The following is a 13,437-nucleotide window of genomic DNA, read 5'->3' on the forward strand; positions in this document are numbered from 1 at the left end:
CACGCCGGTCGCTACCGGGGTTCGCTCGTCTTCTCGCCGACGACCTGCTCGTCGGACGCCTTCGCGCCCTCGGCGCCGTCCGAACGGCCACCGCCCACCACGACGTCGTCCTCGTCGAAGCCGAAGGCGATGTCCGGGGCCTCGAGCCGCACGCGGTCGGCGCTCTCGTCGTCGGGCTGCAGCTGCGACTCGCGCTCGGCGGCGACGCGCTTCAGGTAGTTCGCGACCTCGTGCTCCGTGGTCTCCTGGTCCCAGCCGAGCACGTCGGCCATGAGCCTCGCCGCGACCGGGGCGGCCGACTCGCCGCGGTCCCAGGCCTCGATCGAGATGCGGGTGCGGCGAGCCAGGACGTCCTCCAGGTGCAGGGCACCCTCGTGCGACGCCGCGTACACGACCTCGGCACCGATGTAGTCGTCGGCGCCGGGGAGCGCGTCGGCCAGCGAGGGGTCCTGCTCGACGAGCTGCAGGACGTCGGTCGCGAGCGTGCCGTAGCGGTTGAGCAGGTGCTCGATCCGGACCTTGTGCACGCCGAACCGTCGGGCCGTGCGTCCGCGACCGTTCCACGCCGCCGGGTAGCCCTCGGCGCCGAGCAGCGGGATGTCCTCGGTCGTCGACGCGGGGATCCTGCCGTCCATCGCGGCGACCGCCTCGTCGATGGCGTCCTTGCCCATCACCCGGTACGTCGTCCACTTGCCGCCGGCGACGACCACCAGGCCGGGCGCGGTGTGCGCGACGACGTGCTCGCGGCTGAGCTTCGACGTCTGGTCGGACTCCCCCGCGAGCAGCGGCCGGAGACCGGCGTAGACGCCCTCGACGTCCTCGCGGGTGAGCGGGACGCGGAGCACCCGGTTGACGTGCTCGAGGATGTAGTCGATGTCCGCCGCGGTCGCCGCCGGGTGCGCCTTGTCGAGGTACCAGTCGGTGTCGGTGGTGCCGACGAGCCAGTGCCGGCCCCACGGGATCACGAAGAGCACGCTCTTCTCGGTGCGGAGGATCATGCCCGTGTTCGACTGGAAGCGGTCGCGCGGGATGACGAGGTGCACGCCCTTCGACGCCCGCACCTTGAACTGGCCGCGCGTGCCGACCATCGCCTGGGTGTCGTCGGTCCAGACGCCCGTCGCGTTGACGACCTGCTTGGCCCGGATCTCGAACTCCTCGCCGGTCTGGATGTCGTGCGCCTGGGCGCCGACCACCCGCTCGCCGACCTTGATGAACCCCTCGATGCGGATGCGGCTGGCGGCGTGCGCCCCGTAGGACGCCGCGGTGCGCACGAGCGAGGCGACGTACCGGGCGTCGTCGACCTGGGCGTCGTAGTAGGTCATGCCGCCGACGAACGCGTCCTTCTTCAAGCCGGGCATGTTCTTGAGGACCTGGCCCCGGCTGAGGTGCCGGTGGTGCGGGACACCGGGCGGGCGGCCGCCGGACCAGCTGAAGACGTCGTACATCGCCATGCCGATGCCGATGTAGAACCGCTCCCAGACGCGGTGGTTGAGCGGGTAGAGGAAGCGCACCGGCTTCACCAGGTGCGGGGCGATCCGCTGCAGGAGCAGCCCGCGCTCGATGAGGGCCTCGCGCACGAGCGCGAAGTTGAGCTGCTCGAGGTAGCGGATGCCGCCGTGCACGAGCTTCGAGGAGCGGCTCGACGTGCCCGATCCCCAGTCGCGTGCCTCGACGATGCCGACGCTCAGGCCGCGGGTGACGGCGTCGAGCGCGCTGCCGGCGCCGACGATGCCGCCGCCGACGACCAGGACGTCGAGCTCGGTCGTCTTGAACGTCTCGATCGCGGCCGCGCGTTCGTCGGGGCCGAGCTTCGCCCGCGGGTCGAACCCGACGCCGGGAGCGGCGCTGCCGGCCGGCTCGGTCGGGGTGGTGCTGGTCGTCTTCGCCATCGTCGCCTCCGTGTCACGGTCGGCGCCGCGGTGTCACCCGTGACACTGCACGGGTGCCACCGTCACTGCTGGTGGTACGGCGCCACGACCACTTCTACTCGCTGGAACTCCTTGACGTCGGAGTAGCCGGTCGTCGCCATCGACCGGCGGAGCGCACCGACGAGGTTGGCGCGGCCGTCGAAGGTCGGCGTGGGACCGTTCAGGACGTTCTCGAGCGGGGCGATCGTGCCCACCTCGACGCGACGGCCGCGCGGCAGCTCCGGGTGGTGCGCCTCGGCGCCCCAGTGGAAACCGCCGCCGGGTGCCTCGGTGGCACGGGCGAGTGCCGTGCCGAGCATGACGGCGTCGGCTCCGACCGCGATGGCCTTGACGATGTCGCCCGCGGTGTCGAGCCCGCCGTCGGCGATGACGTGCACGTAGCGGCCGCCCGACTCGTCGAGGTAGTCGCGACGGGCACCGGCGACGTCGGCGACCGCGGTGGCCATCGGCGCGTGGATGCCGAGCGCGGCGCGGGTGGTCGACGCGGCGCCGCCACCGAAGCCGACGAGGACACCGGCGGCACCGGTGCGCATGAGGTGCAGCGCCGACGTGTAGGTCGAGGCACCGCCCACGATGACGGGGACGTCGAGCTCGTAGATGAACTTCTTGAGGTTGAGGGGTTCCTCGGTCTGGGACACGTGCTCGGCCGAGACCGTCGTGCCGCGGATGACGAACAGGTCGACGCCGGCGTCGACCACCGTGGCCGAGAACTCCTGCGTGCGCTGCGGGCTGAGCGACCCGGCGACCGGGACCCCGGCCGCGCGGATCTCGGCCAGGCGTGCGGTGATCAGCTCGGCCTTGATCGGCTCGGAGTAGATCTCCTGCATGCGCTTCGTGACGTTGCCGTCGGTGAGCGACCTGATCTCGTCGTAGTACGGGGTCGGGTCCTCGTAGCGGGTCCACAGGCCCTCGAGGTCGAGCACGCCGAGGATGCCGAGCTTGCCCATCTGGATGACCGTCGCCGGCGAGGACACCGAGTCCATCGGCGCCGACAGGATCGGGGACGCGAACGTGAACGCGTCGATCGACCACTGCACGCTGACGTCGCGCGGGTCGCGCGTCCGTCGCGAGGGGACCACCGCGATGTCGTCGAACGCGTACGCCCGACGTCCGCGCTTGCCTGCACCGATCTCGACTTCGCTCACCCGGCAAGCCTAGCGGTCGTGTCCCCCGGGTGACGCGGAGCCCGACCGACCCGCTCGTCCGCGGTGGCCAGCGCCGTCTCGACGAGCGTCGCGAGCAGCTCCGGGTAGTCCACGCCGACCGCTGCGAACATCTTCGGCACCTGCGACTGCGCCGTCAGCCCCGGCATCGTGTTCACCTCGTTGAGGACGACCTCGCCGTCCGGCGTCACGAAGCAGTCGACCCGGGCGGTGCCGGCGCACCCGAGTCGGGCGAACACCGTGCGGGCGACGACGTCGAGCCGGGCGGCGACGGCGGCGTCGAGCGGCGCGGGCAGGACGAACCGGGCGCTGCCGTCGTACTTCGTGTCGGCGTCGAAGAACCCGTCGGCGTCGTTGAGGACCTCGAGGGGCGGCCCGACGACGAGCTCGCCCGGGGCGCGCTCGAGGACGGCGACGTCGACCTCACGCCCGACGACCATGCGCTCCACCAGGACCCGGGTGTCGTGCGCGAAGGCCTCGGCGAGCGCCGCGTCGAGGCGGTCGAGGTCGTCCACGCGGCTCACGCCGAAGCTCGACCCGCCGGCGACGGGCTTGACGATCCACGGCAGCGGTCCGACGGCGCTCCGCAGCGCCCCGACGTCGACGGGCGCCCCGCGGTCGAGCAGGACGCCGCGTGCCACCGTCACGCCGGAGGCCTCGGCGACGAGCTTCGTCGCCCACTTGTCCATCGCGATCGCACCGGCGCCGACGGGGGACCCGACCACGGGCACCCCGGCGAGCGCCGCCAGTGCCGCCAGCGAGCCGTCCTCGCCGCCGGGTCCGTGCACGACCGGGAACACCACGTCGGCGCCTGCGACGACCGCCGCCGCCTCGGGGAACGAGCACGGGGCGTCCCCCGACCGCCAGCCGCCGGCACGGTCGATGGTGAGCGCCAGGACCTCGTACCGGGTCGGGTCGAGCGCGGCGGCGACGGCGGCGGCGCCGGCGAGCCCGACCTCGTGCTCGCTGTTGGCCCCGCCGCCGATGACGACGACGCGGACGGACTCGGTGCTGCTCATGTGGCGCTCCTGGTGGTGGTGCTGGCGGTGGTGGTGGTGTCGACGGTCCGTGGCACGCGCGCGCCGAACCCGGTGACGATCTCGTGCGCGTTCGTGCCCGCCCACCGTGCCCAGTCGACGGCGGTCGGCCCGGGACCGCCCATGACGGTGACGAGTTCGCCCGGCACGACGGCGGACCCGGTCACGTCGACGACGAGCTGGTCCATGTTGACCCGGCCGACGACCGGCACGAGGCGGTCGCGCACCCGGACCTGCGCGGACCCCGAGGCCGCGCGCGGGATGCCGTCCGCGTACCCGAGCGGCAGGACCGCCAGCTCGGCGTCCACCGGGGCCGTCCACGTGCCGTCGTAGCCCACGGGCGTCCCGGCCCGGACGGACCGCACGGCGACGACGGGCGCGGTGACCGTCATCGCGCCGACGAGTCCGGCCGTGGCGGGGCCGATGCCGACGAGCGCCGCACCGACGCGGACGGCGATCCCGCCGAGGTCCGCGCCGACGAAGGCGGCCGGGGTCCCGCCCAGGTGCAGGGCGACGGGCCTGCCGACGGCGTGGTCGGTGGCGAGCCCGGCGAGTCGCAGCAGGGTGACGGCCCGGGTGGTCGAGGCGAGGTCGGCGTTCGGCACGTGTCCCATCACGGCCGTCACGCGGACGTGTCCGGCGCGGTCGGCGTCCGCGGCGGCGGCGAGGAGCGCCTGCCACCTGTGCGGCTCCGCGCCCTCGCGGGCCATCCCGGTGTCGACGTGCAGGTGCACGGTGACCGGGCGTCCGCCACGGCGGCCGGCTGCGGCGACGGTGGTCAGGGTGGCGACGTCGCCGACCGCGACCTCGACGCGTGCGCGGGCGGCCGCCGCGAAGTCCGTCCCGGGCATGTGCAGCCAGCACAGCAGTCGGGCCTCGATGCCCGCGGACCGGAGCGCGAGGGCCTCGGTCAGGGTCGCGGTGCCGAGCGACCCGGCGCCGGCGGCGAGGGCCGTGCGGGCGACGGTCACGCTGCCGTGCCCGTAGCCGTCGGCCTTCACGACGGCGACGAGGTCGTGGCCACGTGCGGTGACGCGACGGACGTTCGCGGCGATCGCCGCCGTGTGGACCGTGCGGAGCGGCCCGGCGTGCGCGGCCGGCGCTGCGACGCGGGACTGCGGCACCGCCGCCGGCACCTGCGTCGGCACCGGTGCCGGCACCGCGGAGGCTCGCGGGTGGCTGCCGAGGAGGGTCATGTCCCCAGCGTGGCGGCGGCGCACCGCGGGCGGATCGGGGCAGCGGGTGACCGCCTTCACCCGCCAGGACGAAGCCGGGTCAGCCCTGCGACCGACGCTTCCTCAGCATCCGCAGGACGAGGCCGAGCAGGAGCGCGAGCCCCACCAGGACCGCCAGGAGCGCGGCAGCCACCTTCACCAGGAGCGCGGCACCGACGAACAGCGCGGCGAAGACCAGCCACACCAGGGCGTCGAGCACGAGGGATCCGGGAGTGCGCACCTGGGGCACGATACCGACCCGGCGGGGCCGACCCGGGCCTCCCGACCGGGAGCACCGGACGCACCGCACGCACCGGGAGCACCGGACGCGCGGGCCACGGGCGTCCGGGGACCCGGGCCACGTCGAGGAGCGGGGCCGTGCGGCGCGAAGCGACCACGCACGGCCCCACCCGTCACGGATACCACCCCCACAGCGGTACCCGCAGTCGACACGGGGCGCGCTAGCGCGCCGCGTCGACGTCCTTGGCGAGCGTCCCCAGGTAGAGCTCGATGACCTTCGGGTCGTCGGCGAGCTCCTTCCCGGTGCCCGAGTACGCGTTCTTCCCCTGGTCGAGCACGTACCCACGATCGCAGATCTGCAGACAGCGTCGCGCGTTCTGCTCCACCATGACGATCGACACACCGGCCTTGTTGATCCGGCGGGTCCGCAGGAACGTCTCGTCCTGGCGCACCGGGGACAGTCCGGCGCTCGGCTCGTCGAGCAGCAGCACCTTCGGGTCCATCATCAGCGCACGGGCCATCGCGACCGACTGCCGCTCACCGCCCGAGAGCGATCCGGCCCGCTGGTTCCGCCGCTGCGCGAGGACCGGGAACAGGTCGTAGATCACCTCGAGCCGCTCGGCGAACTTCCCCGGTCGCAGGTACAGCCCCATCTGCAGGTTCTCCTCGATGGAGAGCGAGGGGAAGACGTTGTTCGTCTGCGGCACGAAGCCGACACCGGCCTGCACGAGCTTGTTCGCCTTGAGGTTGGTGATGTCCTCGCCCTGCAGGGTCACCGAGCCCTCGCGGATGGACACGAGCCCGAACAGCGCCTTGAGCAGCGTCGACTTGCCGGCGCCGTTCGGCCCGATGATCCCGATGAGCTCGCCCGGGTAGCACTCCAGGTCGCAGCCGTTCAGGATGTTCACCCCCGGCAGGTAGCCGGCGACGAGGTTCTGCGCGCGGAGCACCGGCTCGCGGTCCAGCGTGGCCGCCGGGACGGCGGTCGGACTGGAGGCACTGCTCGCGGTGGTGGGGTCCGTTGCGTCCGTCATCGGGTCGCCTCCTGCTCGTCTTCTTCCTTGACTTCCTCGGCCAGCTCCTCGAAGGTCTCCTCGGTGAGGAGCGAGTCGTCGCCCAGGTCGGTGTCGTGGTGGGCACCCAGGTACGCGTCGATGACGGCCTGGTCGTCCATCACCGTGTCGGCCGGGCCCTCGGCGACGACCTTGCCCTCGGCCATCACGACCACCCAGTCCGAGATGTGGCGGACCATGTGCATGTCGTGCTCGACGAACAGCACGGTCATGCCGTCGTCGCGCAGGGACTGGATGTGCCCGAGCAGCGACTGGGTGAGCGCGGGGTTCACGCCGGCCATCGGCTCGTCGAGCATGATCATCGTCGGGTCGGACATGAGCGCGCGGGCCATCTCGAGCAGCTTGCGCTGCCCGCCGGACAGCGAGCCGGCGTAGTCGTCCGCCTTGGTGTCGAGCTTGAAGCGGGCGAGCAGGTCCTCGGCCTTCGCGGTGATCTCGCGCTCGCGCTTCGCCCACACCGGCTTGACCAAGGCGGCGAAGAAGTTCTCGCCGGGCTGGTCGCGGGCACCGAGCAGCATGTTCTGCATCACGGTGAGCCGGGACAGCGCCTTCGTCAGCTGGAAGGTGCGGACCATGCCCTTGTTCGCGATGTGCGTCGCGCTCGTCTTCTGCAGCGTGGCGCCGTCGAACCGCGTCTTCGCGCCCGGGCTCGGCTTGTCGAAGCCGGTGAGCAGGTTGAAGAACGTCGTCTTGCCGGCACCGTTCGGGCCGATGAGGGCCGTGATGGAGCCGCGCTGGACCTCGAGGTGGTCGACGTCGACCGCGGTCATGCCGCCGAAGTGCCGGGTGACGCCGTCGACGGTCAGGATGGGGTCGGCCTTGGGGTGGTCGTAGGTCTCAGACACTGAACGTCAGCTCCTTCTTGTTGCCGAGCAGGCCCTGTGGACGGAACACGATGAGCAGCATGAGCGCGACGCCGACGAGCACGTACGAGAACTGCTCGGCCTGCTGCGCGTTCATGATCGAGTCGGGGATGAAGTCGCCGGCGAGGGTGCGGATGAAGAGCCGGACGACGAAGAACAGCACCGCGCCGAGCACCGGTCCGAACACCGTCGCCGCGCCGCCGAGGATGAGCGCCGTCCAGATGAAGAACGTCATCGAGCGGCCCATCGCGTCCGGTTGCACGGAACTCGGCAGGACGTAGATGATGCCGGCGATCGCGCCGAGCGCACCGCCGAACACGAGCGCCTGCATCTTGTACGAGTAGACGTTCTTGCCGAGCGAGCGGACGGCGTCCTCGTCCTCGCGGATCGCCTTCACGACGCGGCCCCACGGGCTGCGCATGAGCAGGAAGAGGACGAGCGTGAACAGGGCGACCATCGCCCAGGCGGCGATGCGGATCCACCAGCCGTTGACCCCGTTGTTCGCGTACGTGAACCACAGGATCGTGGTGGTGCCGTCGGGCAGCGGGCTGAGCGCGGTGAACGGGTCGCGGTAGCTCGAGCCGGTGATGCCGTTCGAGCCGCCGGTGGTCGTGGTGAGCAGGCTCGAGCGACCCACCATGCGGATGATCTCGGCGCCGGAGATCGTGACGATCGCCAGGTAGTCGCCGCGCAACCGCAGGGTCGGGATGCCGAGGATGATCGCGAACACGATGGAGACGAGCAGGGCGACGAGCACCGCCATGACGAACGGCAGCCCGTTCGTGATCGAGATCGCGAAGCCGTAGGCCCCGAGCAGCAGGAACGCCGCCTGGCCCATGTTCACGAGCCCGGTGAGACCGAAGTGCACGTTCAGGCCGATCGCGGCCAGTGCGAACGCCGCCGTGGTCGGGGCGAGTGCCTCCTGTGTGAGCGAGGACAGCAGGTTGAGGATGTAGTCCATGCGCGTGCTCCCTTAGCCGATCCGCTCGGCGCGGCCGAAGATGCCCTGCGGTCGGAACAGCAGGATGAGGATGAGGATGACGAGGGCGGTGGCGTACTTGAAGTCACCGGGGAGCACGAGGTTCGTGAGCTCGACGACGATGCCGATGATCATCGACCCGACGAGTGCGCCGTAGGCGGTGCCGAGACCGCCGAGCGTGACCGAGGCGAACATGAGCAGCAGCAGCTGGAGCCCCGTCTGCCAGTTCACGCCGTTCAGCACGAGGCCGAGCATCACGCCGGACAGACCGGCCAGGCCCGCGGCGAGCGTCCACACGAAGCGGATCACCCGGTCGACGTCGATGCCGGACGCCGCGGCGAGCGCCGGGTTGTCCGAGACGGCGCGGGTGGCACGGCCGAAGCGGGTCTTCGCCAGGAAGAGCCCGGTCGCGACGAGCACCACGAGCGCGATGCCCATCGCGACGTAGGACTGCACCGTGAGCGTGACCCCGGCGAACCGGATGGTCTCGGGGTTGCCCTGCTGGATGCGGACCGTCGAGGCGCCGAAGAAGTACTGGAACGCGTACTGGGCGGCGATCGACAGCCCGATCGTCACGATCATGAGCTGCGTCAGGCTGATCCGCTTGCGGCGCAGGGGCTTCCAGATCGCGGCGTCCTGCAGGTACCCGGTCGCGGCGCACAGCAGGGTGACGACGATGCCGGTGAGCCAGATGTTCCACCCGAGCTGGTTCGCGAAGACGTAGGCCAGCAGCCCGCCGAGGGTGACCTGCTCGCCGTGCGAGAAGCTCGACAGGCCCGTGGTGCCGTAGATGAGCGAGAGACCGATCGACGCCAGCGCGATGAGCAGCCCGAGCCGGAGGCCGGACACCAGCTGCTGCCAGGCCCGTTCCGGCGTGACGCTCGAGGTGTCGGTCGACGTCGTCGCGCCCTGCTGGTCGGACAGCTGGAAGATCTGCCCCACGTTGGCGTTCAGCGTGGCCTGGACCGTGCGCTCGGCGTCGGCGGCGTTCGTCAGGTACTGCCCCTTCGGCAGCGTGTCCTGGTCGACGCTCACCGTGTACTTGCCGGCCTCGTCGACCCGGACCGACCAGCGGCCGTCGGTGTTCGTCGTGGCGGTCTCGGCGAAGCCGCCGGGCCCGGCGACGTCGACCGCGACGCCCTCGGCCGGCTTCCGCTCGGAGTCGGTGATGGTGCCCTGGATGCAGCCGTTGGTCGGGCTGACGGTGCAGGGCTGGGTGCTGGACGGGGCGCTGGACGAGGACGGACTGCTGGTCGCCGCGTCGGCCGTGGGCGTCAGTGCCCAGTCGACCGCGAAGGTGGCGAGGAAGGCGAGGAAGAGCACGGCGGCGAGGACCAGGCGGTTGCGGCCTGGTGCCCCGCGGCGGAGTCGGCGGTGCAGCGCTGACCCCGGCGGAGTGATGGAACCCACGGATGAGCCTCTCGTTCGGATAGTCGAGGACCCTAGGCATTTTTTGTGTCCCCCGTGTTTCCAGCGTGTCTCGCGCAGGAATCGTGGCGCATTCGTGACCGGGGGCCGCGCGATCCGCATGGATCCGCCCGTCCGGCCGGTACAGCGCCCCGCGGAGGCCCCTGCCGGAATGGGCGGGGACACGCGCGCGTTACCATGGTCCATCCGGAGCCCGCAGCCGTGTTCCCGGTGTCTGCAACCACTTCAGGTGCCACCTCACGGCACCCAGCCCACGGAGGGGATTCATGGACCAGCCGGATCCGTTCGGATTCATCGGACTCACGTACGACGACGTCATGCTCCTGCCCGGGCACACCGACGTCATCCCGAGCGAGGCGTCCACGACGTCCCGGCTCACCAAGCGCATCGAGGTGCACGTCCCGCTGCTCTCCGCCGCGATGGACACCGTCACCGAGGCGCGCATGGCCATCGCCATGGCGCGGCAGGGCGGCATCGGCATCCTGCACCGCAACATGTCCATCGAGGACCAGGCGGCGTACGTCGACAAGGTCAAGCGCTCCGAGTCGGGCATGATCACGAACCCCGTGACGACCACCCCGGACGCCACCGTCGCCGACGTCGACGCGCTCTGCGGGCAGTTCCGGGTCTCCGGCCTGCCGGTCGTCGAGCCGGACGGCACCCTCGTCGGGATCATCACGAACCGGGACATGCGGTTCGTCGCCCCCTTCGAGATGGCGACCACGCTCGTCCGCGACGTCATGACGAAGGCGCCGCTCATCACCGCGCTCGAGGGCATCGACCCGGAAGAGGCCGTGGCGATCTTCGCGCAGCACAAGATCGAGAAGCTCCCCCTGGTCGACGCCGACGGCAAGCTCCGCGGGCTCATCACCGTCAAGGACTTCGACAAGAGCGAGAAGTACCCGGACGCCACCAAGGACGACGAGGGCCGCCTGCGCGTGGGCGCCGCGATCGGCTTCTTCGGCGACGCCTGGCAGCGCGCCGAGGCACTGCTCGAGGCCGGCGTGGACGTCCTGGTCGTCGACACCGCCAACGGCGAGAGCGAGGGCGTGCTCGACATGGTGCGCCGCCTCAAGGCCGACGAGCGCTTCGCGGGCGTCGACGTCATCGGCGGCAACGTCGCGACGCGTCAGGGCGCGCAGGCGCTCATCGACGCCGGCGTCGACGCGGTCAAGGTCGGCGTGGGTCCCGGCTCGATCTGCACCACGCGCGTCGTCGCCGGTGTCGGCGTGCCGCAGGTCACCGCCGTGTACGAGGCGTCGCTCGCCGCGCGCGAGGCTGGCGTCCCGGTCATCGCCGACGGCGGCCTGCAGTACTCCGGCGACATCGCGAAGGCCCTGGTGGCCGGTGCCGACACCGTGATGCTCGGCTCGCTCCTGGCCGGTACCGACGAGTCCCCCGGCGACCTGGTGTTCGTCGGCGGCAAGCAGTACAAGGCCTACCGCGGCATGGGGTCGCTCGGCGCGCTGCAGACCCGTGGCGAGAAGACCTCGTACTCGAAGGACCGCTACTTCCAGGCCGACGTGCCCTCCGACGAGAAGCTCATCCCCGAGGGCATCGAGGGCCAGGTGCCCTACCGCGGCTCGGTCGCGAACGCCGTCTACCAGCTCGTCGGCGGCCTGCGGCAGTCGATGTTCTACGTCGGCGGCCGCACCGTGCCGGAGCTCAAGGCCCGCGGCAAGTTCGTCCGCATCACGGCCGCCGGGCTCAAGGAGTCGCACCCGCACGACGTGAAGATGGTCGTCGAGGCACCGAACTACCGCGGCTAGTCCGCAGGTCCCCGTGAGAGCGGCAGGCCACCACGATCGAGTCGCGGGGGCCTGCCGCTCTCGTCGTTCCGGAGACGGAACCGTCCGGACGGTTCCCTGACCAGGGGTTCCCGTGCGTCCTCGAAGGATTGTCACGGGTGCGTAACGAAACACGCAGGGTCGGAGCCCGGACACACGGGCGAAACACATCCGCTCTAGTTTTCTCGCATCCCACGCAGAGGGCATCGTGTTCGACCCGGTACGAAAAGGCCCTCCGCGCAGAGAAAGGGCTCCACGGATGATCAGAACCACCCGTGCCACCACGGCACTGGCCTTGGCGGGCGCAGCAGCCGTCCTCCTCGCCGCCTGTTCCACCACCAGCGCCGGCGACTCGCCGTCGAGTTCGGCGTCGGGCGGGGCGAAGAAGGACCCGGCCGCCAGCTGCAAGGCACCCGACTCGCCGAGCACCGACCCGCTGAAGATCGGCACGATCCTGCCGCTGACCGGTTCGCTGGCCTACCTGAACCCGCCGGCCGAGTCCGGCGTCGGCCTCGCCGTCAAGGACATCAACGCGGCCGGTGGGGTCCTGGACGAGGACGTCACGATCTCGCCCGCCACCGACTCCGGTGACAGCAACGACATGACGGTCTCGAGCTCCGCCGCGACGAAGCTCGTCAACGCGAAGGTCCCGGTCGCGATCGGCGCTGAGTCGTCGTCCGTCACGCTCAACGTGATCGACCAGCTCACCAGCAACTGCATCGTCGAGATCTCGCCCGCGAACACCGCGACCGACCTCTCCGGCTACTCGTCGTACTACTACCGGACCGCTCCGCCGGACTCGGTGCAGGGTTCGGCGCTCGGCCAGCTCGTCACCGGTGACGGCAACGCCAAGGTCGCGTTCCTCGTCTTCAACGACACCTACGGCACCGGCCTGCGCAACTCCGTGCAGTCCGCGGTCGAGGCCTCCGGCGGCCAGGTCGTCTACGGCGGCAAGGGCAAGGGCCAGGAGTTCCCGCCCGGCCAGACCACGTTCTCGTCCGAGGTGACCGCCGCACTCGCAGCCAAGCCCGACGCGATCGTCGTCCTGGCCTTCGACGAGACGAAGTCGATCATCCCCGAGCTCGTCTCGCAGGGGAACACGGCGAAGATCTACATGTCCGACGGCAACACGGCGGACTACTCGAAGGACTTCGACAAGGGCACCCTGACCGGCGCCCAGGGCACCATCCCCGGTGCGTCGCCGAAGGACGACTTCAAGAAGCAGCTGTCCGCCTTCTACAAGGACTCGTCGGGCAAGACGCTCGCCGACTACTCGTACGCGGCGGAGTCCTACGACGCCACCGTCCTCGCCGCCCTCGCCGCGGTGAAGGGCAAGGGCACGGACTCGGGCACGATCCAGGCCAACATGGCCGCGGTGTCGGGTGCTGACGGCGGCACCGAGTGCGCCACGTTCAAGGAGTGCAAGACGCTCCTGGACGACGGCAAGGACATCCACTACACCGGCCCGTCCGGCATCGGTCCGTTCGACGAGAACAACGACCCGTCGAGCGCCTACATCGGCATCTACAAGTTCGACGGCGACAACAAGCCCGTCTACCAGAGCGCCATCCAGGGCGCGGTCGAGAAGTAGGACCCGCTCCACCTCACCGAAGCGACAGTTCTCCGCGGATCATCCGCGGGGAACTGTCGCTTTCGTGTCGGGACGGTCGGCCGGGAGGCCCGGCGTGCGACCGTCGGGCCGGTGCGGCCGGGGCGGGTGCGAGC

At 71.1% G+C, this 13,437-nt stretch carries 11 protein-coding genes; 2 read left to right on the forward strand and 9 right to left on the reverse strand.

Annotated features, from left to right (window positions below):
* Positions 1–11: 11 nt before the first annotated feature.
* From BIU97_RS08680 to BIU97_RS08715, 9 genes are all read right to left on the reverse strand, one after another.
* Positions 12–1,889, reverse strand: coding sequence for a glycerol-3-phosphate dehydrogenase/oxidase (locus tag BIU97_RS08680; RefSeq protein ID WP_071260104.1), 1,878 nt, complete (start codon positions 1,887–1,889; stop codon positions 12–14).
* Positions 1,890–1,951: 62 nt separating this feature from the next.
* Complete coding sequence (locus tag BIU97_RS08685; protein WP_071260101.1) at positions 1,952–3,073, reverse strand: GuaB3 family IMP dehydrogenase-related protein; 1,122 nt, start codon at positions 3,071–3,073, stop codon at positions 1,952–1,954.
* Entirely contained in the window at positions 3,070–4,110 is a 1,041-nt protein-coding gene (locus BIU97_RS08690) for a D-alanine--D-alanine ligase (protein WP_071260098.1), read from the reverse strand. The genes BIU97_RS08685 and BIU97_RS08690 overlap by 4 nt, the downstream gene beginning before the upstream one ends.
* The gene (gene alr / locus BIU97_RS08695) at positions 4,107–5,324 is read right to left on the reverse strand and encodes an alanine racemase (protein WP_083404763.1); all 1,218 of its coding nucleotides are present in this window, start codon (positions 5,322–5,324) and stop codon (positions 4,107–4,109) included. The genes BIU97_RS08690 and alr overlap by 4 nt, the downstream gene beginning before the upstream one ends.
* A gap of 79 nt (positions 5,325–5,403) precedes the next feature.
* Entirely contained in the window at positions 5,404–5,583 is a 180-nt protein-coding gene (locus BIU97_RS17670; protein ID WP_139195975.1) for a hypothetical protein, read from the reverse strand.
* 220 nt (positions 5,584–5,803) lie between these two features.
* Positions 5,804–6,616, reverse strand: coding sequence for an ABC transporter ATP-binding protein (locus BIU97_RS08700; protein ID WP_071260093.1), 813 nt, complete (start codon positions 6,614–6,616; stop codon positions 5,804–5,806).
* Positions 6,613–7,500 carry an ABC transporter ATP-binding protein gene (locus BIU97_RS08705; protein ID WP_071260090.1) on the reverse strand — a complete coding sequence of 296 codons (888 nt, stop codon included), beginning with the start codon at positions 7,498–7,500 and terminating at the stop codon, positions 6,613–6,615. Before BIU97_RS08705 ends, BIU97_RS08700 begins: the two co-directional genes overlap by 4 nt.
* On the reverse strand, positions 7,493–8,479 hold the full coding sequence (locus BIU97_RS08710) for a branched-chain amino acid ABC transporter permease (protein WP_071260087.1): 987 nt from the start codon (positions 8,477–8,479) through the stop codon (positions 7,493–7,495). Before BIU97_RS08710 ends, BIU97_RS08705 begins: the two co-directional genes overlap by 8 nt.
* A 12-nt stretch (positions 8,480–8,491) precedes the next feature.
* On the reverse strand, positions 8,492–9,907 hold the full coding sequence (locus BIU97_RS08715) for a branched-chain amino acid ABC transporter permease (RefSeq protein ID WP_254782950.1): 1,416 nt from the start codon (positions 9,905–9,907) through the stop codon (positions 8,492–8,494).
* A gap of 284 nt (positions 9,908–10,191) precedes the next feature.
* Between BIU97_RS08715 and guaB the strand changes: the two genes are divergently transcribed.
* Both guaB and BIU97_RS08725 read left to right on the forward strand, forming a co-directional pair.
* Positions 10,192–11,694 (forward strand): IMP dehydrogenase, encoded by a 1,503-nt coding sequence (guaB, locus tag BIU97_RS08720; protein WP_071260081.1) that lies wholly within the window; start codon positions 10,192–10,194, stop codon positions 11,692–11,694.
* Positions 11,695–11,971: 277 nt separating this feature from the next.
* Positions 11,972–13,303 carry an ABC transporter substrate-binding protein gene (locus BIU97_RS08725; protein ID WP_071297478.1) on the forward strand — a complete coding sequence of 444 codons (1,332 nt, stop codon included), beginning with the start codon at positions 11,972–11,974 and terminating at the stop codon, positions 13,301–13,303.
* Positions 13,304–13,437: the final 134 nt, after the last annotated feature.

The organism is Curtobacterium sp. MCBA15_009 (genome assembly GCF_001864895.1).
Taxonomy (GTDB): Bacteria; Actinomycetota; Actinomycetes; order Actinomycetales; family Microbacteriaceae; genus Curtobacterium.